The organism is Brevibacterium sp. H602 (genome assembly GCF_051172395.1).
Classification (GTDB): Bacteria; Actinomycetota; Actinomycetes; order Actinomycetales; family Brevibacteriaceae; genus Brevibacterium.
Window position 1 is genome coordinate 28068 of sequence record NZ_JBPIZD010000017.1, and the last position, 19544, is coordinate 47611.

Annotated in this window: 17 protein-coding genes; 5 read left to right on the plus strand and 12 right to left on the minus strand. The window is 64.5% G+C overall.

The genetic code is table 11. From position 1 onward, the window contains the following. Positions 1 to 146: 146 nt before the first annotated feature. Positions 147 to 992: an AAA family ATPase gene (locus ACSBQT_RS13165; protein ID WP_173152175.1), complete on the minus strand. Its 846-nt coding sequence runs from the start codon at positions 990 to 992 to the stop codon at positions 147 to 149. A 176-nt stretch (positions 993 to 1168) separates the two neighbouring features. Between ACSBQT_RS13165 and ACSBQT_RS13170 the strand changes: the two genes are divergently transcribed. The 3 genes from ACSBQT_RS13170 to ACSBQT_RS13180 are packed head-to-tail and all read left to right on the plus strand — an operon-like array spanning position 1169 to position 5974. Then, positions 1169 to 4570 carry a pyruvate carboxylase gene (locus tag ACSBQT_RS13170; protein WP_410710017.1) on the plus strand — a complete coding sequence of 1134 codons (3402 nt, stop codon included), beginning with the start codon at positions 1169 to 1171 and terminating at the stop codon, positions 4568 to 4570. Further along, complete coding sequence (locus tag ACSBQT_RS13175; protein WP_410710016.1) at positions 4563 to 5069, plus strand: peptide deformylase; 507 nt, start codon at positions 4563 to 4565, stop codon at positions 5067 to 5069. The genes ACSBQT_RS13170 and ACSBQT_RS13175 overlap by 8 nt, the downstream gene beginning before the upstream one ends. Before the next feature lie 50 nt (positions 5070 to 5119). Further along, the gene (locus ACSBQT_RS13180; RefSeq protein WP_410710015.1) at positions 5120 to 5974 is read left to right on the plus strand and encodes a 3-hydroxybutyryl-CoA dehydrogenase; all 855 of its coding nucleotides are present in this window, start codon (positions 5120 to 5122) and stop codon (positions 5972 to 5974) included. 84 nt (positions 5975 to 6058) lie between these two features. Here the strand turns inward: ACSBQT_RS13180 and ACSBQT_RS13185 are convergent, their stop codons facing one another. After that, positions 6059 to 7318, minus strand: a complete 1260-nt coding sequence (locus ACSBQT_RS13185; protein WP_410710014.1) for an aminotransferase class I/II-fold pyridoxal phosphate-dependent enzyme — start codon at positions 7316 to 7318, stop codon at positions 6059 to 6061. Positions 7319 to 7447: 129 nt separating this feature from the next. Here ACSBQT_RS13185 and ACSBQT_RS13190 point away from each other — a divergent pair, with 129 nt between their 5' ends. Continuing rightward, the gene (locus tag ACSBQT_RS13190) at positions 7448 to 8182 is read left to right on the plus strand and encodes a class I SAM-dependent methyltransferase (protein WP_410710013.1); all 735 of its coding nucleotides are present in this window, start codon (positions 7448 to 7450) and stop codon (positions 8180 to 8182) included. Between the two features lie 112 nt (positions 8183 to 8294). On the opposite strand, the gene ACSBQT_RS13195 is transcribed toward ACSBQT_RS13190, so the two are convergent. Continuing rightward, positions 8295 to 8765, minus strand: coding sequence for an Hsp20/alpha crystallin family protein (locus ACSBQT_RS13195; protein WP_410710012.1), 471 nt, complete (start codon positions 8763 to 8765; stop codon positions 8295 to 8297). A gap of 82 nt (positions 8766 to 8847) precedes the next feature. Here ACSBQT_RS13195 and ACSBQT_RS13200 point away from each other — a divergent pair, with 82 nt between their 5' ends. Continuing rightward, on the plus strand, positions 8848 to 9780 hold the full coding sequence (locus ACSBQT_RS13200) for an AEC family transporter (RefSeq protein WP_410710011.1): 933 nt from the start codon (positions 8848 to 8850) through the stop codon (positions 9778 to 9780). A 147-nt stretch (positions 9781 to 9927) separates the two neighbouring features. On the opposite strand, the gene ACSBQT_RS13205 is transcribed toward ACSBQT_RS13200, so the two are convergent. The 9 genes from ACSBQT_RS13205 to ACSBQT_RS13245 form a co-directional block, all read right to left on the minus strand. Next, positions 9928 to 10443 carry a ferritin gene (locus tag ACSBQT_RS13205; protein ID WP_410710010.1) on the minus strand — a complete coding sequence of 172 codons (516 nt, stop codon included), beginning with the start codon at positions 10441 to 10443 and terminating at the stop codon, positions 9928 to 9930. 159 nt (positions 10444 to 10602) lie between these two features. Next, positions 10603 to 12036, minus strand: coding sequence for an amidase (locus ACSBQT_RS13210; protein WP_410710009.1), 1434 nt, complete (start codon positions 12034 to 12036; stop codon positions 10603 to 10605). Continuing rightward, positions 12033 to 13274, minus strand: coding sequence for an amidohydrolase (locus ACSBQT_RS13215; protein ID WP_410710008.1), 1242 nt, complete (start codon positions 13272 to 13274; stop codon positions 12033 to 12035). The genes ACSBQT_RS13210 and ACSBQT_RS13215 overlap by 4 nt, the downstream gene beginning before the upstream one ends. Positions 13275 to 13368: 94 nt before the next feature. After that, on the minus strand, positions 13369 to 14106 hold the full coding sequence (locus ACSBQT_RS13220) for a hypothetical protein (RefSeq protein WP_410710007.1): 738 nt from the start codon (positions 14104 to 14106) through the stop codon (positions 13369 to 13371). Positions 14107 to 14115: 9 nt separating this feature from the next. Continuing rightward, complete coding sequence (locus ACSBQT_RS13225; RefSeq protein ID WP_410710006.1) at positions 14116 to 14862, minus strand: DUF5058 family protein; 747 nt, start codon at positions 14860 to 14862, stop codon at positions 14116 to 14118. A gap of 360 nt (positions 14863 to 15222) precedes the next feature. Further along, on the minus strand, positions 15223 to 15741 hold the full coding sequence (locus ACSBQT_RS13230) for a hotdog fold domain-containing protein (protein WP_410710005.1): 519 nt from the start codon (positions 15739 to 15741) through the stop codon (positions 15223 to 15225). Positions 15742 to 15789: 48 nt separating this feature from the next. Continuing rightward, a complete protein-coding gene (locus ACSBQT_RS13235; RefSeq protein ID WP_410710004.1) occupies positions 15790 to 16215 on the minus strand; it encodes a DUF1801 domain-containing protein in 426 nt (141 codons plus the stop codon). 313 nt (positions 16216 to 16528) lie between these two features. Next, positions 16529 to 16999, minus strand: coding sequence for a transglycosylase family protein (locus ACSBQT_RS13240; protein WP_410710003.1), 471 nt, complete (start codon positions 16997 to 16999; stop codon positions 16529 to 16531). 170 nt (positions 17000 to 17169) lie between these two features. Continuing rightward, positions 17170 to 19542 carry an ATP-binding cassette domain-containing protein gene (locus ACSBQT_RS13245; protein ID WP_435001897.1) on the minus strand — a complete coding sequence of 791 codons (2373 nt, stop codon included), beginning with the start codon at positions 19540 to 19542 and terminating at the stop codon, positions 17170 to 17172. Positions 19543 to 19544: the final 2 nt, after the last annotated feature.

Here is a 19544-nt window from a genome sequence, read left to right on the forward strand (position 1 = left end):
CCGCCTCGGTGGTCGTATGGAACGGAAAGGCTCGGTGCAGAGTGGCCTCGAATGAGTCCGAGGTGCCCGAGAACAGAGAACTGCCGTCGCGAACCTGAGTCCGCGACGGCAGTCGACGTGATGCTGGGGGAGCGGCAGCTAGTCGTTCACTTCTTCTCGGGCTGCTGAGCGTCGTTCTTCGTCGGGGCGGCACCGCGCCGACCGCGGATGTTCTCCGAGCGGAGTGCACGTTCGAGCAGAGCGTCGAATGAGCCAGCGACTTCTTCGGCGGGTTTACCCGGCCAGGAGTGGATCGGACGTGCCGATCCCTGAGCCTGCTGCATGACGGCCCGTTCGGCCAAAGGCGGATTGAGGACGAGTGGACCGAACATCTCACGCATCTCCTGGATGCGATAGTCATGTTCGGTCGAACCGGCACGCACCCGATTGACGACCAGGCCGAGCGGCTGCAGATCGGAGGCGCCACGCTGCCGCAGTTCGTCCGTCGCCCGCAGGGCACGGTCGGCAGCTGCCACGGAGAATAGGCTGGGCTCGGTGACGACCGCGACTCGGTTGCTCGCTGTCCACGCCGTACGGGTGAGACCGTTGAGGCTGGGCGGACAGTCGATGAGGACGAGTCGGTAGCCTTTCGCGATGCGAGTCAGGGCATCTTCGAGCCGGCGCAGATAGCGCTCGGACAGCGAAGGCCGATCGAATTCCGCGGCACGCGGAGATCCGGAGATCACATCGAGGTGGCCGAGCCTGTCACCGACCCACCCGGAGGGGATGATCGCCTCGGACAGGATCTTCTGGGACTTCGGAGCAGCGAGCACATCGGCGATGTCGACACGCGTCGAGGTCGGCACATCGAGGCCGGTCGACGAGTCCGCTTGCGGGTCCATGTCGACGACCAGGGTGGGAATCCCCCTGTTGTAGGCCGCCGAGGCCAGACCGAGCGTCACGGATGTCTTACCGACTCCGCCTTTGAGGCTGCTGATACTTAGGACAAGCACCCTCCTACGTTAACGTATCGGCGGCTGCCGAGCCGTGCCGACCACGCCGAGACTCACGTCTCAGTCCAAAGTCGACCCCCCGGGCGCAGGGGTGTTCCAGGTCACTTGTAGAGTATGTTTCCGACAGCTTGTCGACCAGTCGCCCAGTGCGGCCGATACAGAAGTGAGAGACACCTATGTTCTCTAAAGTCCTTGTGGCCAACCGCGGAGAGATCGCCGTCCGTGCGTTCCGTGCCGCCTATGAGCTCGGAGCCTCCACCGTCGCAGTCTTCCCCTATGAGGACCGCAACTCCGAACACCGTATGAAGGCCGACGAGGCCTACATGATCGGTGAGGAGGGCCACCCCGTCCGCGCCTACCTCAGCGTCGAAGAGATGCTGCGGGTGGCGAAGGAGAGCGGCGCCGACGCCATCTACCCCGGATACGGCTTCCTCTCTGAGAACCCCGATCTGGCACGTGCCTGTGCCGAAGCGGGAATCACCTTCATCGGCCCCAAGGCCGATGTGCTCGAACTGGCCGGAAACAAGGTCCAGGCGCTGGCGGCCGCACGCAATGCGGGCATCCCGGTCCTCGACTCGACACGTCCCTCGGCCGATATCGCACAGCTGCTCGCCGATGCCGAATCGATGGAATACCCCCTCTTCGTCAAGGCCGTCGCCGGCGGCGGTGGTCGCGGAATGCGTCGCGTGGCTCAGGCCTCCGACCTCGAGGACGCTCTCAAGGCCGCCATGCGCGAAGCCGAAGGCGCCTTCGGCGATCCCACGGTCTTCATCGAGCAGGCGGTGCAGCGTCCCCGTCACATCGAGGTCCAGGTGCTGGCCGACAACGACTCGAACGCCATCCACCTCTTCGAACGCGACTGCTCCGTGCAGCGCCGCCACCAGAAGGTCGTGGAGATCGCTCCGGCCCCGAACCTCGATCCCGAGATCGCGGCCGCCCTGCACGCAGATGCCCTGAAGTTCGCAAAGGCACTGGGCTACCAGAACGCCGGCACCGTGGAATTCCTCCTCGAGACCGACGGACCGCGCGCCGGCAAGCACGTGTTCATCGAAATGAACCCGCGCGTCCAGGTCGAACACACTGTGACCGAAGAGATCACCGATGTCGACATCGTGGCTTCGCAGATGCGCATCGCCGCCGGAGCCACCCTCGAAGAGATCGGCCTGCGCCAGGACGAGATGCGGATCAAGGGCGCCGCACTCCAGTGCCGCATCACCACCGAGGATCCCGCGAACTCCTTCCGCCCCGACACCGGCACGATCACCGCCTACCGCTCTGCCGGTGGTGCAGGTGTGCGCCTCGACGGCGGAACCGTCCACGCCGGTGCTGCCGTCAGCCCCCACTTCGACTCGATGCTCGTGAAGCTCTCGTGCCGTGGCCGCGACTTCGCTCAGGCCGTCGGCCGTGCCAAACGCGCCCTGGCTGAGTTCCGCATCCGCGGCGTATCGTCGAACATCGGCTTCCTGCAGGCCGTCCTCGACGATCCCGCGTTCGTCGCCGGAGACCTGTCCACGTCCTTCATCGAAGAACGCCCGCAGCTCTTCGACGCTCGGGTGAGCGCCGACCGCGGATCGAAGCTGCTGGACTACCTCGCCGATGTCACGGTCAACCGCCCCCACGGCGAACCGGGTCTGCGCATCCGTCCGGGCGACAAGCTCCCGAGCATCGACCTCTCTGCGGCACCCGCAGCGGGCAGCCGCGACCGTCTCGCCGAGCTCGGACCGGAGGGCTTCGCCCGCGCCCTGCGTGAGCAGAGCTCCCTGGCCGTCACTGATACGACGTTCCGCGACGCCCACCAGTCCCTGCTGGCCACCCGCGTGCGCACCCGAGACCTGCTGGCCGTGGCCGGGCACGTCTCCCGGATGACACCCGAGCTGCTGAGCATCGAGGCCTGGGGCGGTGCGACCTATGACGTGGCTCTGCGCTTCCTCGGCGAGGATCCATGGGAACGTCTCGAAGCCCTGCGCACCGCGGTTCCCAACATCAACCTGCAGATGCTTCTGCGCGGACGCAACACGGTCGGCTACACCCCGTACCCGACCGAGGTCACCGACGCATTCGTCGATGAGGCGGCCCGCACGGGCATCGACATCTTCCGCATCTTCGACGCTCTCAACGACGTCGAGCAGATGCGTCCGGCGATCGAAGCCGTGCGCGGAACGAACACGGCACTGGCCGAGGTGGCCCTGTGCTACACCTCGGACATCCTCGATCCGAAGGAAGAGCTCTACACGCTCGACTACTACCTGCGCCTGGCCGAACAGATCGTCGACGCCGGTGCTCATGTGCTCGCCATCAAGGACATGGCCGGCCTGCTGCGCCCGGCAGCCACAGTCAGCCTCGTGACTGCTCTGCGGGAGAACTTCGACCTGCCCGTCCACGTCCACACCCACGACACTGCGGGCGGACAGCTAGCCACTCTCTATGCTGCTGCCGCCGCCGGTGCCGATGCCGTCGATGCCGCCTCTGCTGCGATGGCCGGAACCACCAGCCAGCCGAGTCTCTCCGCACTCGTCGCCGCATTCGAGAACACCGAGCGCGACACCGGCATCAGCCTCGACGCCGTCAGCGACCTCGAACCCTACTGGGAATCGGTGCGCAAGCTCTACGCACCGTTCGAGTCCGGGCTCGCCGGACCGACCGGCCGCGTCTACCGTCACGAGATCCCCGGCGGACAGTTGTCGAACCTGCGTCAGCAGGCCGTCGCACTGGGCCTGGGGGAGCGGTTCGAGGACATCGAACACATGTATGCGGCCGCCGATTCGATTCTCGGCCATCTCGTCAAGGTCACCCCGTCCTCGAAGGTCGTCGGCGATCTGGCGCTTCACCTCGTCGGCGCCGGAGTTGCGCCCGAGGAGTTCGCGGAGAACCCCGACAAGTTCGACATTCCGGATTCGGTGATCGGGTTCCTCAACGGCGACCTCGGTGATCCTCCGGGCGGATGGCCCGAGCCGTTCCGCACGAAGGCCCTCGCCGGCCGTTCCGCCAAGCCGCTCACCGAGCATCTCGAACCTGCGGATGCCGAAGCGCTGCAGACGCCGGGCCGGGACCGGAAGGACAAGCTCAACGAGCTGCTGTTCCCCGGTCCGACGAAGGAATTCCAGTCGATGCGCTCGAACTACGGCGACCTCTCGGTCGTCGAGACCTCCGAGTACCTCTACGGTCTCACCAGCGGCGAAGAGCATGCCGTCGAGCTGGCGAAGGGCAAGAACCTGCTCATCGGCGTCCAGGCCATCGGCGGCACTGACGAGCGCGGGATGCGTTCGGTCATGTTCACCCTCAACGGACAGCTGCGTCCGCTGCAGGTGCGTGACCGCTCCGTCGAAAGCGAAGTCAAGACTGCGGAGAAGGCCGATCCGAACAACAGCGGACATGTCGGCAGCCCGTTCGCCGGAGTTGTGACCATGCAGGTCCACGAGGGCGACAAGGTCTCCGTCGGCGACACCGTAGCCACCATCGAGGCGATGAAGATGGAAGCGACGATCACAACCCAGACGGCTGGAACCGTCTCCCGTGTGGCCATCGCCGATGTCCAGCAGCTCGAAGGCGGAGACCTCGTCGTGGTGATCGATGCCTGAACGCGAGATCCGACTGTGGGGCGACCCCGTGCTCCGCAGCAAGTGCGAACCGGTGACAGCCTTCGATGATCACGTCGAAGCTCTGGCAGCCGACCTCGTCGACACCGCACGGCCCGAGGGCCGTGCGGCCGTCGCCGCTCCGCAGATCGGGGTCGGACTGCGAGCATTCGGCTACGACCTCGACGGTCGCACGGGATATGTCATCAACCCGGAGATCGTCGAGCTCGGCGGGCAGCTGCGTGACATCGAAGAAGGCTGCCTGTCCGTCCCTGGGCTGTTCTTCCCCACCCCCCGCTACGAATTCGCTCGGGTACGAGGGGTGGATGCGAAGAATCAGCCGATCGAGATCGAAGGCACGGAAGTCTTCGCCCAGATGCTCCAACACGAGGTGGGGCACCTCGACGGACAGGTCTACATCCAGACTCTGCCCGGGGAACGCCGGCGGGAGGCCATGAAAGCCATCCGCTCGGCCGACTGGTTCCTCGCCCGAATGCCCTGAGCCGAGTCATTCGCACCCGACCGACCAGATAGACCAAGAAGGAGAAGTTTATGAGCATCCAGCGCACCGCCGTCATCGGCAGCGGACTCATGGGAGCCGGAATCGCCGAGGTGCTGGCGAAGTCCGGTCTCGACGTCATCGTCCGCGAGATCAACGAGGAGGCCTCGGCCGCCGGTCGTGCCCGCATAGAGAAATCCCTGGCTCGCGCAGTGGACAAGGGCAAACTCGATGCCGCCGCCCGCGACGAGGCGCTCGGCCGACTGCGGTTCACCACCGATATCAGCGATCTCGCCGATCGTCAGCTCGTCATCGAGGCAGCCAGTGAGAACGAGGACATCAAGAAATCGATCTTCGCCGAGCTCGACCAGGTTGTCACCGACCCGGAAGCGATCCTGGCCTCGAACACCTCGTCGATGCCGATCATCCGATTCGCGCAGGCGACTTCGCGGCCCGAGCGCGTGCTGGGAGTGCACTTCTTCAACCCCGCACCGGTCCAGCCGCTCCTCGAGATCGTCTCCTCGGTGCTCACCGCCGAGGATGTCCGCAACACGGTGACGTCCTTCGTCGCCGATGTGCTCGGAAAGAACCCGATCCAGGCCGATGACCGCCCCGGCTTCATCGTCAACGCCCTGCTCATCCCGTACCTGCTCAGTGCGGTCCGGATGCTCGAGGCCGGACTCGCGACGAAGGAGGACATCGACGCGGGAATGGTCGGCGGCTGCGCCCATCCGATGGGACCGATCAAGCTGGCCGACCTCGTCGGTCTCGACACCTGCCTCTATGCAGCAGAGAGCATGTATGAGGAGACCGGCGACCCGGCGAACAAGCCTCCGATCCTGCTGTCGCGCATGGTCGATGCCGGCCTACTCGGTGTGAAGTCCGGACGCGGATTCTACGAATACTGATCCGACGCCCCGGTACGGACAGGTCCGCCCCGAACCCTTCGGTTCGGGGCGGACCTGTCTTTGTCTTCAGGCAGCGTTCGGGTGTCAGCCGGCCAACAGCTTCTCATAGCTGGCCAGGCGCACACACGCCACGAGGCCCTGAGCGGCGAGTTCGACCTCATCGAGGGTCGGCATCGTCGGCGCGATGCGGATGATGTTGTTGTGCGGGTCGAGACCGTACGGGTGTGTGGCACCGGCAGGGGTCAGCTTCACTCCGGCTTCCCCTGCGAGTTTGACGACGCGATCGGCGATGCCCTCCATCGTCGTCAGAGTGATGAAGTACCCGCCGTCCGGTGAGGTCCACTGCGCCAGCTCTTCGGCTCCGAGTCCGTCCTCGAGCGCCTTGAGCACCGCGTCGAACTTCGGTGCGACGATCTCGGCATGCTTGCGCATATGCGCTTCGACCCCGGCCGGGTCGGAGAAGAACCGGACATGGCGCAGCTGGTTGATCTTGTCGGGGCCGATCGCGACCTTCCCGAGGTTCGCTCGCATCCAATCGACCGTGGCCGGGCCTCCGGCGAAGAACGACACACCGGCCCCGGCATGAGTGATCTTCGACGTCGAGGCGAAGACCCATGCACGTTCGGGATGACCCGCCTCTGCGCAGAGCGAGAGGATGTCGAGATTGTCCGGATGGTCCTCTCGCAGATGGTGCACCCCGTAGGCGTTGTCCCACAGCAGAGTGAAGTCGGGCGCCGCCGTCGGCATGGCAGCCAGCTCCCGTGCCCGCGCTTCGGTGACCGTGATTCCGGTCGGGTTGGAATACATCGGCACCAGCCACATGCCCTTGACCGCCGGGTCTTCGGCCAGACGCTGCGCCTCGGAGATGATCGGGCCCTCGTCGTCCATCGGAATGGTCAACAGCTCGAACCCGAGGGATTCGGCCAGGGTGAAATGGCGGTCGTAACCGGGCACGGGGCACAGCAGCTTGTGCGGACCCTGTCCCCACGGGCGATCATCGACGGCCGTGCCGTGCATGAGGGCGAAGGTCAGCGCTTGGGTCATGAATGTCAGCGAGGCATTGCCGCCGGCCAGCAGCTGGTCGGCGGGAACCTTGAGCAGCGGGGCGAAGATCTCCCGCAGTTCGATGAGTCCGTCGAGTCCGCCGTAGTTGCGGGTGTCGACGCCGCCGGGAGTGCGGAAGTCGTCGCCGCTGACCGCAGTGAGCAGATCGGCAGCGAGGTCGAGCTGTTCCGGAGCGGGCTTGCCCCGTGTGATGTCGAGCGAGAGACCGCGCGCGGCGAATTCCTCGTACGCGGCGGAGGCTTCGTCCAGTTTGGACGAGAGGTCGGACGGTGCGGACATGCTGGCTCCTTAGGGCTGGGAACGGGCCGTTGACTCCATCCTATCGACTCGGCGATTGCCGACGACGCTAGAGTGGTCTGCAGCGGCCGCCTGGACGACCGCCGACAATTCGATGAAAGGCAGACTCAGATGGTGCGACCACGTGCGCGGGCCGCCCACGGACGCAGTTTCGGCGCCCAGGCCGGAGTCTATGACGAGGTGCGGCCCGGATATCCCGACTCAGCCCTCGACCTCGCGCTGACCGGTTGGGAGCCGCAATGGTCTGGTCTGCGCGTGTGCGACCTCGGTGCGGGAACGGGGATCCTCAGCCGCCGGCTGCTCACACGCGGTGCCGACCTCATCGCCGTCGATCCCGACACGTCCGCGCTCGAACACAATCCAGCCCCCACCACGGTCGGCACCGCTGAGGACACCGGCCTGGAAGCAGAGAGCCTCGACCTCGTCACTGTCGCGCAGGCCTGGCATTGGTTCGACGAAGCGAAAGCAGCCGCCGAAGTCGCGCGCATCCTCCGCCCGGGAGGCCGGCTGCTCATCCTCATCAACCAACTCGATGTCCGGGTCGACTGGGTGCTGCGCCTGAGCCGGATCATGCACGCCGGCGACGTCTATCGACCGCAGTACCGACCCCAGCCCGGCAACGGCCTGGCTCTCACCGACCACAGGCTCGTCGAATTCACCACGGAGCTCGCCGTCGATGGAATCGTCGACCTCGCGCGCACCCGGTCGTATTGGCTGCGTTCGAACGAGAAGACTCGAGCTCGAGTCGAAACGAACCTGCGCGAGTACTTCAGTGTCGAGCATCCGGTGTCCGGCACGGTGGATCTGCCGTATATGTGCCTGGCATATCTCCTCGAACGGGGCTGAACGCACGAAGCGGGCCGCACCCGATGAAGGTGCGGCCCGCTGTCGGCAACCAGGAGACGCCTCGGCGTCCGAACCTCGGTCACCGTGATTCCGTTGGAATCCGGCGCCGATGTCAGCCGTCGAGGCCGGGGGACCGGGGTCCGTCGGACGAGGACGATTCAACCACCTCGGGGGAGGTCTGTCCGGCTGCATGGGAGACGGAGATCTTCCGGGGGCGGGCCTCCTCGGCGACGGGGATCGTCAGCGTGAGGACACCGTCGCTGTAGTCGGCGCGGATGCGATCCAGCGCCACCCGGTTGCCGAGCGTGAGCTGGCGGGCGTAGGTGCCGTTGGTGCGTTCCCGGGTCAGCCACTTCACGTCCTTGTCGGCGACCTCGGACTCGCGGCGAGCGCGCACCGTGAGCGTGCGGTCTTCGACATCGACATCAATGCTGCTCGGATCGACTCCGGGCATATCGATGAGGGCGATGAAGACTTCGCCGTCGCGGTAGAGGTCCATCGGCAGGGTGGTGGCGTTCGGGGTGCGGGTCACCTCGGAGAAGAATCGGTCGAGGTCGCGGATGGGGTCGAAACGTGTAGCCATGTGCTTCCTTTCGCTCGGGTCATACATTGAGTCAAACACACTCAACTTTGAAATGATTCCGAACTCATGAAATTCTCAGTTTGTGAGCCTGGTTCCCATACTCCTCGCCCTACTTCCCGTCACGGCGCTCATCGCCTTCGGTCTCGTACTGAAGAGACTGCCGGGATTTCGGAGTCCGGAATTCTGGTCGGGCGCGGAGAAGCTCGCGTACTACTGTCTCCTTCCGGTGCTCCTCTTCACCTCCGTCGCCGAGGTGGACGTGGCCCATGTCCCGCTCGCGCGCTTGGCAGCCGCGCTCGTCATCCCCACCGTGATCGTGTCCCTGGGCATCGTCCTCGCCCGCAGGGTCATCGCTCGCGATCTTCCGGCCTTCACCTCCGTGCTCCAAGGCGGGATCCGCTTCAACACCTATATCGGCCTGTCGTTGGCGGGCAGCCTGTTCGGTTCCGAAGGCAGCGCCGTGGCCGCGATCGTCGCGGCGATTCTCGTCCCCACGGTGAATGTCATCTCGAGCCTCGGCTTCGAGTTCCTGCGCACCGGACCGAGCTCGCTGCTCGCGCTGCTGCGGGCGATCGTGACGAATCCTCTCGTGCTCGGCTGCGCCACGGGAGCCGCGGCCAATCTCAGCGGTCTGGGTCTGCCGGACGTGGCGGCCACGGTCCTCGAACCCTTGGCGGCCGCCTCGCTGCCCATCGGGCTCCTCTGCGTCGGCGCCGGTCTGCAGGCATTCTCGATGCGTGACCACGCCCGGGCCATCATCGCCTCGACGTTCATCAAGCTGATCGTGCTGCCGGGGCTGTCCCTCGTCGCACTGTCTCTCTTCGCCGTCCCGGCGGTGCCCGCGCTGGTAGGGCTGCTCTTCCAGTCGATCGCCACGGCGAGCTCAGGTTATGTCATGGCCCGGCAGCTCGGGGGCGATGCGAAGCTCATGGCCGCACTCATCGCCGGACAGACCGTCGTCATGCTCGTGACTCTGCCGATCGTGCTGCTCATCGGCAAGTCGGTCCTCGGCTGAGGACGCACCGGTCTCCCCGCAAGCTCGGGCCTGAGAACGAGAGCGGCCGATCCCGTGCTGGGATCGGCCGCTGGAGTACTCGATTCGAGTTCACACTTGACTCATAGAGCTCACCCTGAGCGCTGAGCCGAAATGGTCATGCAGTTCTCACTCGCTGTCGGCAGTGATATCAGGGTGGCGTGAGCCGAGTTCGGAATCGATGCGCAGGACGCCGGCACCGTCGTTGCCGACGCGCTCGAGGCGACCAATGATCTCGGAGATGCTCGACTCCTCCTCGACCTGCTCGTCGATGAACCAGTGGAGCAGCGGCAGGACGTCGAGGTCGGCCTCGTCCTGAGCGGTGCGGTAGATGTTGCGGATGGACTCCGAGACCTTCTCCTCGTGGGCCAGTGCGGCCTTGAAGAAGTCGAGCGGCTGCGAACCGGAGACCTTCGGAGCGGCGATGTCGCCGATCTGAGGGGAGAATCCGCGGTCGAGGCAGTGCTGAGTGAACTTGGCGGCGTGAACCTGCTCTTCTTCGGACTGGGCGCGCATCCAGCGCGTCATTCCGGGCAGATCGAGATCATCGAGCTGGATGGAGAGCTGGAGGTAGACCAACGAGGCTTCGAGTTCGAGGGTGACCTGCTCGTTGAGGACCTTCTGCATGGCGGGGCTCAGGTGCATCTTTTACTCCTTTGCGGTTCGAGGCGGATCCGTTCCGCCTGCTTAGAGAATATCCTGACACCTTTTCTAGAACCGTTCCAGTGTGGAAAGGCTCGGCAAACTCTGCCCAGGTATGCCATACCTGCCTCGACCGACGCCGCGTCCTGCGAAGACTGCCGCTCAGAATTCCGGACGTCTGGAGTGATGTCCGGTAGCAGCTTCGAAGGCGTGAGCGACTCGCAGCAACTCGACATCCGCGCCCGGCTTCGCCACGATCTGCACACCCACCGGCAGACCGGAGGCCGAGAAGCCGGCCGGCACCGAGATCGCGGGGCAGCCGGTCGCCGAGATCAGGCACAGTGCTCGCATCCAATCGAGGTAGTTCTCCAGCTGCACACCGTTGATCTGTCTCGGATACTCGATGTCCGCGTCGAACGGCAGGACCTGGCACGTGGTGAGCACGAGGACGTCGTGTCCGGCGAAGTAGCTGTCGATCTCCGCGTGCAGACGGGTGCGCGCTGATTCGGCCGAAGCCACCTCGGCGCCCGAGAGGTCGAGCCCCATGCGGATGTTCCACCTGACCGATTCCTTGATTCTGTCCGGGTGCGCCTCATACAGGCCGCCCCAGGAGCCCACGAAGTCGAGGGCGCGGCGGACGTTGAACACCTCGTCGGCTTCCGTGAGATCCGGGATCTCCTCGTCCACATGTGCACCGAGGCTGCTGAATACCGGTGCGGCGGACGCGACGATCTCCTTCACCTCGGTTTCGACCGGAAGCAGTCCGTCCAGGTCGGGGTTGAAGCCGACCTGGAGTCCGGCAAGGTCGGGGGAGCGGTCGGAGGCGAGTGCGAACTCCGGGAGGTCGAAGACGCCGCCCGACTCGAGGATCGATCCCGGCGCCGAAGGATGTGGCCCTGAGGCCACCGACATGAGCAGCGCCACATCGGAGACCGTGCGTGCCATGAATCCGCTCTGGGACAGCCACGCAAAGGGGTTGCCCGGTCGAACATGGGGAATACGGCCGTTGCTCGGCCGCAGACCGACGACGTTGTTGAACGAGGCCGGCGACCGCAGCGATCCGCCCATATCGGAGCCGTCACCTGAGGCCTGGATCCCGGCTGCGAGCACCGCACCCACGCCACCGGAGGATCCCGAAGCCGATTTCGTCCGGTCGTAGGGGTTCACGGTTGTGCCGAACACCTCATTGAAGGTGTGGGAGCCGGCGGCGAACTCGGGCACGTTCGTCTTGCCTGTCGTCGTGATTCCGGCGGCTTTGAGACGGGCGATGATGAGCGCATCCGTTTCGGGCACGCGATCGGCCATGAGCGGTGAACCCCAGGTCGTGCGCAGACCTGCTGTGTCGTGGGTGTCCTTATGCGTCATCGGCACTCCGTGCAGGGCACCGAAGCTCTCACCGCGGGCGGTTGCTGCGTCTGCGGCATCGGCTTGAGCGAAGGCGGCTTCGTCGTCTCGGGTGACGACGGCGTTGAGAGCAGGGTTGACCTCATCGATGCGGTCGAGATGAACCTGCAGAGCCTCCCGGGCCGAGACCTCCTTGGCGGCGATTCGGCGGGCCAGCTCACGGGTCGACCACCACAGCATCGACTCGCTCATGCGCGGTCCTTTCCGACCTTGCTCAGCACCGCGGACAGCGCGGCTCTGATGCCGGTCTCGAGAGTGGTCTCGACATCGTCGGGAGCGAAGAACGGGGAGTGATTCCCGGGAGGGGTCTGACCATCGGCGAACTTCTCGGGGGAGTAGCCGCCGAAGAACCAGTACACGTACGGGACGCCGATGTCATCGCCGAACGCTCCGACGTCTTCGCTGCCGGTGGCCGGCTCGGACACGTGGACCCGTTCGGCGCCGAGTTCGGATCCGACATGGGTGAGGAACGAATCGGTCTCCTCGGGGTCGTTGTAGCACCGCGGGAACCGATACATCTCTTCGATCTCGGGTTCCGGAGCTCCGGAAGCAAGAGCCTCGGCTTCGATGATGCGGCGGACCCGGTCGAGGACGACCGCGCGGACCTCCTCGGTGAAGGTGCGGATATTGAGTTTGAATTCGGAGGAGTCGGGGATGATGTTCTCTTTGAGTCCGCCGTGGAAGGTGCCGACGGTGACGACCGACATGTCGCGGCCGGAGATCTCGCGTGACACGACCGATTGGAGCCGGGTGATCATATAGGCGCCGAGGACGATCGGGTCGATCGCGTTCTCCGGTTGGGATCCGTGTGCCTGCTTGCCCTTGACGGTCACGCGCAGGCAGTCGGACATCGCCATGGCGGTGCCGCTGCTGACGTAGAGGTGACCGGCGGCGCCGGGCCACACGTGTTGACCGAAGATGACCTCGGGGCGCACGATCTCATCCCAGAGCCCGTCATCGAGCATCGCGCGCGCACCTTGGCCGGTCTCCTCACCGGGCTGGAAGAGCATGACGACTGTTCCCGACCACAGGTCCCTGTGTGCGACGAGGTGCTTGGCGAGGTAGAGGCCGACGGTGATGTGAGTGTCGTGGCCGCAGCCGTGCATGACCTTCGTCGTCTCGCCGTCGGGAAGAGTGCCGTCCGCCGTGGAGGCATAGTCGAGTCCGGTGTCCTCGCTGATCGGCAGCCCGTCGATGTCGGCACGGTAGCCGATGACCGGACCGTCGCCGTTCTCGATCACGGCGACGACTCCGGTTCCGCCGAAAGTGTGCGTCTCCAGGCCGAGGGCCTGGAGCCGGGAGGCGATCTCCGCAGCAGTGTTCGTCTCCTGCATGGACAGCTCGGGAGTGCGGTGGAACTGCTTGTAGTCGGCGATAGTCTGGTCGAGATCGGCACTGATCGACGAGCGGAGGGCGGAGTTGAGTGACATGATGTCCTTTCAGCAGAGGTCTGGTGCCATCTTGGCAGGAATTGTCGGATGCGGGGGTCAGTCTCGGCAGACGAGCACCGACCCTTGTCGGCCGTCAGTTGATGCCGACGGTGTCGGTGCCGTCGCTGTCGGGTCTCTTGTCCGTGACCGCCTTGTTGCGGGTGAACCATGTGATGACGATGGTCAGGAACACGACGATGGCGACGTCGCCGGGCGCGAGCACGGGAACCAGCCGGACGAGGACGAGGATGACCAGCGCCGCCATGCCGAGGGCGATGAGCGTCGACTTCAGCTGTTTGAGCGACGCGATGAGCTGGACGGTGACACCGCCGAGGATGGCCGGGAGGATGTAGAGCTTCGCGACGAGGGTCACCGGCTCGGGAATGAGGGAGACGAGCCAGGTGCCGAGGATGCCGACGAAGATGACCATCGAGGCGACGTGGATGATCGCGGCTCCGCAGATGGCCATCGTCGCCGCGTATTCGCCCTTGCGAGTGCCGGGCTTCGCTCCGATCGTGTCCTGGGCGACGATCGCCGAGGGCAGCAGTTTGTTCGCGACGTTGCCGATCATGAAGGCCTGGTACATTCCGGCGGGTCCGAGGATCGGGAAGTAGGTGAGAGGTTCGACGATGTAGAAGACGCCGTAGACGGCGAACACGGCGAGGAATCCCTTGAGGATCTCTCCGAGGTCGATGTTCGCGTCGGCGACGAACAGAAGATAGAACGGCACCGAGGTGGCGATGAGGAATCCGATGAACAGCGTGATCGAGCCCCATCGGCTGGTGGTGCGCTCGAATGCCGCGTGCGAGGGTGATGTGATGATCGATGGCATGTTCTCTCCTCAGGCTTCGGGCATGCCGAGACCGGCATAGTGGGCGAAGTAGGCGGCGACGAGGCCGATGAGCAGGGAGATTCCCAATCCCCATTCCTTCAGCCAGTTCTGTTTGAGCGTCTTGGCGAGCAGCAGGCAGATGCTCATCACCACCGCCGAGACGATGACGGCGATGACGTGGGTCGGTGACTTCGGCAGCTCACGGAAGGTCAGCGCCGCGAAGGCCGCGAGCAGCGCCGCACCCGGGATGATCGACATGAGTGCGGGATTGACCTTCTCGAGCTTGTGAGAGCTGCGTTTAAAGATCGGGGTGAGGATGAGGGTGGAGATCATCCAGCCGGCGCCCGAGAGGCTCATCGCCAGCAGGGCGACGATGAACACGCCGCGAGTGAAGGTCTCATCACCAAGGTTGGCACCCATGGTGCCTGCCGCCAGGGACGCAGATGCGACCTCGGTGGCGGCGGACCCGATGAGTCCGACGCGGACGATGACCGGGGGAGTGCCGAACAGAGGCAACAGAGCGATGGCGACGAGGACCACCGACAGCGATGGCCCGATGGCGGCGACACCGCCGGCGCGGAAGGCCGAACGGACTTCCTGTTGGCTCATACCCGCGGACTCGGCGTTCTTCTTCACCGCGGTCATATAGATGAGCGATTGGACGACGACGACGCCCATCACCGCCAGCGCGAGTATCCAGAGAATCGGTGCGTTTGCGAGACCGATGTAGTCGGCCGAACCGCTGGCCACAGTCATGGTCAGCTCCTCACTTCATTATCGAGTTGCAGGGGCGCCGGATGGCGAGCCATATCGGTATACCATCGCGCAGTGCACAGGAACAACCTATACTGACCGATCGGTCAGGACCATGGTTTGACCAGAAGTTCTCAACACTCGAGATTTATCGGAGCGATTTCCGATGCCCGTCCCGCCTTGCAGAACGACGCCGCTCAGGCTCGGCAGACATCGGCTGAGGGCATGGATATCATCGGTCGCCCAACAGCCAGGGGAGCAGGCCACGACGGTGGCGGCATGTTGAAATATTCCGGGTGAACGAAACTGCGCCCCACGATCGCCTCCAGGGGAGTGCGATCGCAGGGCGCCGATCGAGGCCGCTCAGCGCTTCTTCGGTGAGATGTACATGGTGATGCGTGCGGTGACGAAGGCGATGCCGTTCGCGTCGAGGACATCGACAGGGACGACCAGGTCGAACTTCTCCTCGCCGAAACCGGGGATCTCCTCAAGCCGGGTGACGGCCGTGACCGGCCCCTTGCTGGCCTTGGCGTTGTATTCCACGGCCATTCCCGCCGGGATCCAGCGATGAGTGGGAGGCACGGTCGCTTCCGTCATGACTCCGGCGGCGACTTCGGCCATATTGCACGACGCGATCGCGTGGTAGGTACCGATATGGTTGTGCATTCCACGGCGGTTGGGGGCAGTGACGCGGCACAGACCGGGTCGCAGCTCTCTGATCTGCGGGCGCACAGTACGGAAGTAGGGTGCTTTGAAGCAGATGCCCTGAGAGAACAGCCAGGAACCGACAAGGCCGCCCAGAGGCATCTCCTGCATCTTCTTCCAGAGCTTGAAGGTGGACGCCGTTTCGGCGGTATGCACGGCTGTGGTGTCTGCGGTCATGGAGGCGCCCCTTACTGTGATCTGAATTACCGTTCAGTACACATGCTATCAGTCGGACCGTTCGGCGAGTGTGAGGTCACGAGTGCGCTTGAGGAGTTCACGCAGCACCGATTCGTCGACATCGATCAATCGAGTGAGATAGAGGCACGACGTGCCACTGCGGTACTTGCCGAGCCTGGAGGCAAGGTCGGGCCAACGGTCCTCATAGTCGCTCGTGAGATAGATCGTGTGCTGACGCGAGGCAGGGGAGTACGCGAGAACCGGCATCGTGCCGCCATGTCCTGATTCGTAGCGATACTCGACCTCGCCGAATCCGATGATCCGTGAGGCCCACACCACTGGTTCCTCGCCGGAGATCTCTGCGAGAATCTCACGCAGACGATCGGCCCCGGCACGCCTGGGAGCGCCTGCACGGTCGAGCACGTCATCGACGGGTTCACCTGTCGGTCGCATTGCCGGTTGCTTCGTCGCCATTTCGCCTCCTGATGTCGGACCGATGGATCACAGGCTCAGATCGCCGGATTCAACTGTAACTGCGCTCCGCGGGGAGCGGCTCAATGTCTTTACTTAACATAATGTATATTATCGGCGTTGCATCCATAGACGAGAGGAGTCTTAGATACCTCGAAAGAAACCGTCGCAGCGAAAACCCAATACACGGCAACGAGCGTCACCGACAGAAATGGCCGTGAGCGACGCACAGGTCACTCACGGCCATTTCGCGATCACGATCTCAAAGCACGTGTTCATGCCTGCAGATCGTCGATCGTCAGTTCATCGTGCGGTCTCAGCTGCCGACGGTGACGTTGCCGCCGAGGCCGACCTTACCGCTGTCGCCAGAGCCGCCGTCGTCCTTCTTGCCGCCATCGTCCTTCTTGCTGCCTCCGTCATCGGCAGCGCCATTGGACTTCGTCAGTCCGGCTTTCTCACCGCAGGTGGGCCATGCGCCCGGACCCTGCTCCTTGAGGACCTTCTGAGCGATACGGATCTGTTCCTGCTTGCTGTGCTCGTCCGCAGTGCCCGAACCGCCGAAGCCGTTCCATGTCTGCTTGGAGAACTGCAGTCCACCGTAGTATCCGTTGCCGGTGTTGATGTGCCAGTCTCCGCCGGATTCACATTCGGCGACCTTGTCCCAGACGCCCTTCTCAGATGCCTGGGCCGGCTGCCCTGCGCTCATACCGGTCAGTCCGGCAGCTGCGACAGCGCCGGCGCCGACGAGCAGGGCGACTTTGCGGAGGCTTGTGCTGTAGAGGTTCACTGTGTCTTCTCCAAAGTACGACTGCATTTCGGTTCTGTAACCCGGTCGTTACCGAGCCGTTATACACCGTAACGAATCAACTGCCGCATTTGAACCCGAGACCGTGAATTCAGCATCCGAATCGCCTCCGCGGAACCTGAGTGGGGCCTGAAGGGGAGCGGCTCCCCCAGTCAGGAGGTCACGTACTGTGCCAGATGCTCCGCGGTCAGCGATCCATTCGCCTTCGCGCCGGCGACCAGCTGAGCCGGGCTGCCCTCGAAGACGATCAAACCTCCGTCGTGTCCGGCACCGGGCCCCAGGTCGATGATGTGATCGGCGTGAGCCATCACGGCCTGATGGTGTTCGATGACGATGACGGTCCGCCCCGAATCGACGAGCCCATCGAGGAGTTGCAGCAGGTTCTCCACATCGGCCAGGTGCAGCCCGGTCGTCGGTTCGTCGAGGATGATCACCTGCGCGGCATCCGCGGCCTTCGCCGACAGATGGACCGCCAACTTCAGTCTCTGCCGCTCGCCCCCTGACAGAGTCGTCAGCGGCTGCCCGAGGCTGACATAGCCGAGTCCCACCTCGGCGAGGATCTTGAGAATCTTCACGACCGCGGGAATACGCGACTCCCCCGCACCGAAATGCTCGATCGCCGCGTCCACCGGCAGGTCGAGGACCTCGCGGATGTTCAGTCCGCCCAAGGTGAACTCGAGCACTTCGGCTTGGAACCCTTTGCCCTCGCACTCGTCGCAAGGTGCGGACACGCCGCCCATGAGCGCCATATCCGAATAGATGATTCCGGCGCCGTTGCACACGGGACAGGCACCTTCGGAATTCGCGCTGAAGAGGGCGGGCTTGACCCCATTGGCCTTCGCGAACGCCTTCCGGATGGGCTCGAGCATTCCCGTATACGTGGCCGGGTTGCTGCGCCGGGATCCCTTGATCGGCGCCTGATCGATCATCACGACCCCATCACGTCCCCGCAGGGACCCCTCGATGAGGCTGCTCTTGCCGGATCCTGCGACGCCGGTGACGACGGTGAGCACGCCGAGGGGCACATCGACATCGACATCGCGCAGATTGTGCGACCCGGCACCGCGGATCTCGAGCGCTCCCGCCGGTTCCCGCACCGTTTCCTTGAGCGACGCCGTGTACCCGAGGTGGCGACCGGTGAGCGTATCGGATGCCCGGAGGCCGTCGACGGTGCCGGTGAAGGTGACCTCTCCCCCGTTGCTGCCGGCCCCGGGTCCGAGATCGACGATGTGATCGGCGATGAGGATCGTCTCGGGTTTGTGTTCGACGACGAGCACCGTATTGCCTTTGTCCCGCAGCGCCAACAGGAGTTCGTTCATCGATCGGATGTCATGCGGGTGCAGGCCGATCGTCGGTTCGTCGAAGACGTAGGTGACGTCCGTGAGCGAGGACCCGAGGTGGCGGACCAGTTTGATCCGCTGCGCCTCTCCCCCGGACAGCGATCCAGCCGATCTGTCCAAGGACAGATATCCGAGTCCGATGTCGTTGAAAGCGCGCACATCGGCGCGCAGGGAATCGAGCAGCGCCGAGGCGGCTCCCGGCTCGATCTGGTCCAACCAACCCGTGATGTCCGAGATCTGCAGAGCGCAGACATCGGCGATCGACTTCCCGGCGATCAGCGAGGACCGGGCGGCGGCGTTGAGCCGTGTCCCTGCGCATTCGGGGCAAGTGGTGAAGACGACGGCACGGTCGACGAATTCGCGGATGTGCTTCTGCATCGAATCCCGATCCTTAGACAGGAACGAGCGTTGGATCCGTGGGATCAGCCCGTCGAACGTGATGTTCGTGCCGTTGATCCTGACCTTCTCGCCTTCGGCATAGAGCAGGTAGTGCCGCTCGTTCTCATCGAAGTCGCCGACCGGCTTGTCGGGGTCGAAATACCCGGATTCGGAGAACATGCGCACCGACCAGCCGCCGGGTTTGTACCCGGGGACGGTGATGGCTCCGTCATTGAGGGATTTCGACTCATCGACCACCTCGGCGATGGAGATGTCCGTGGCTGTGCCCATGCCCTCGCAGTGCGGGCACATGCCGCCGTTGACGGAGAACGACCTCCGTTCGACCTGTTTGCCCTCGCCCTTGTCGATGGTCACCGCGCCCTTGCCGCTCAGGGTGGCGACGTTGAAGGAATACGCGTTCGTCGATCCGAGGTTCGGTTCTGCCAGACGCGCGAAGAGGGTGCGCAGCTTCGCATTGATGTCAGAGACCGTGCCCACCGTGGAGCGCGGGTTCGCCCCGATCCGCTCCTGGTCGACGAGGATGGCCGTCGTCAGTCCCTCGAGAACGTCGACTTCTGGTCGGGCCATCGCCGGCATGAAGCCTTGGACGAAGGCGGAGTAGGTCTCGTTGATCATCCGCTGGGACTCGGCGGCGATGGTGTGGAAGACGAGTGAGCTCTTGCCGGAGCCGGAGACGCCGGTGAAGACCGTGAGGCGGCGTTTGGGGATCTCGACGCTGACGTTCTTGAGGTTGTTCTCCCGGCCTCCGCTGACGCGGATGAGGTCGTGGCTGTCTGCAGTGTGCACCG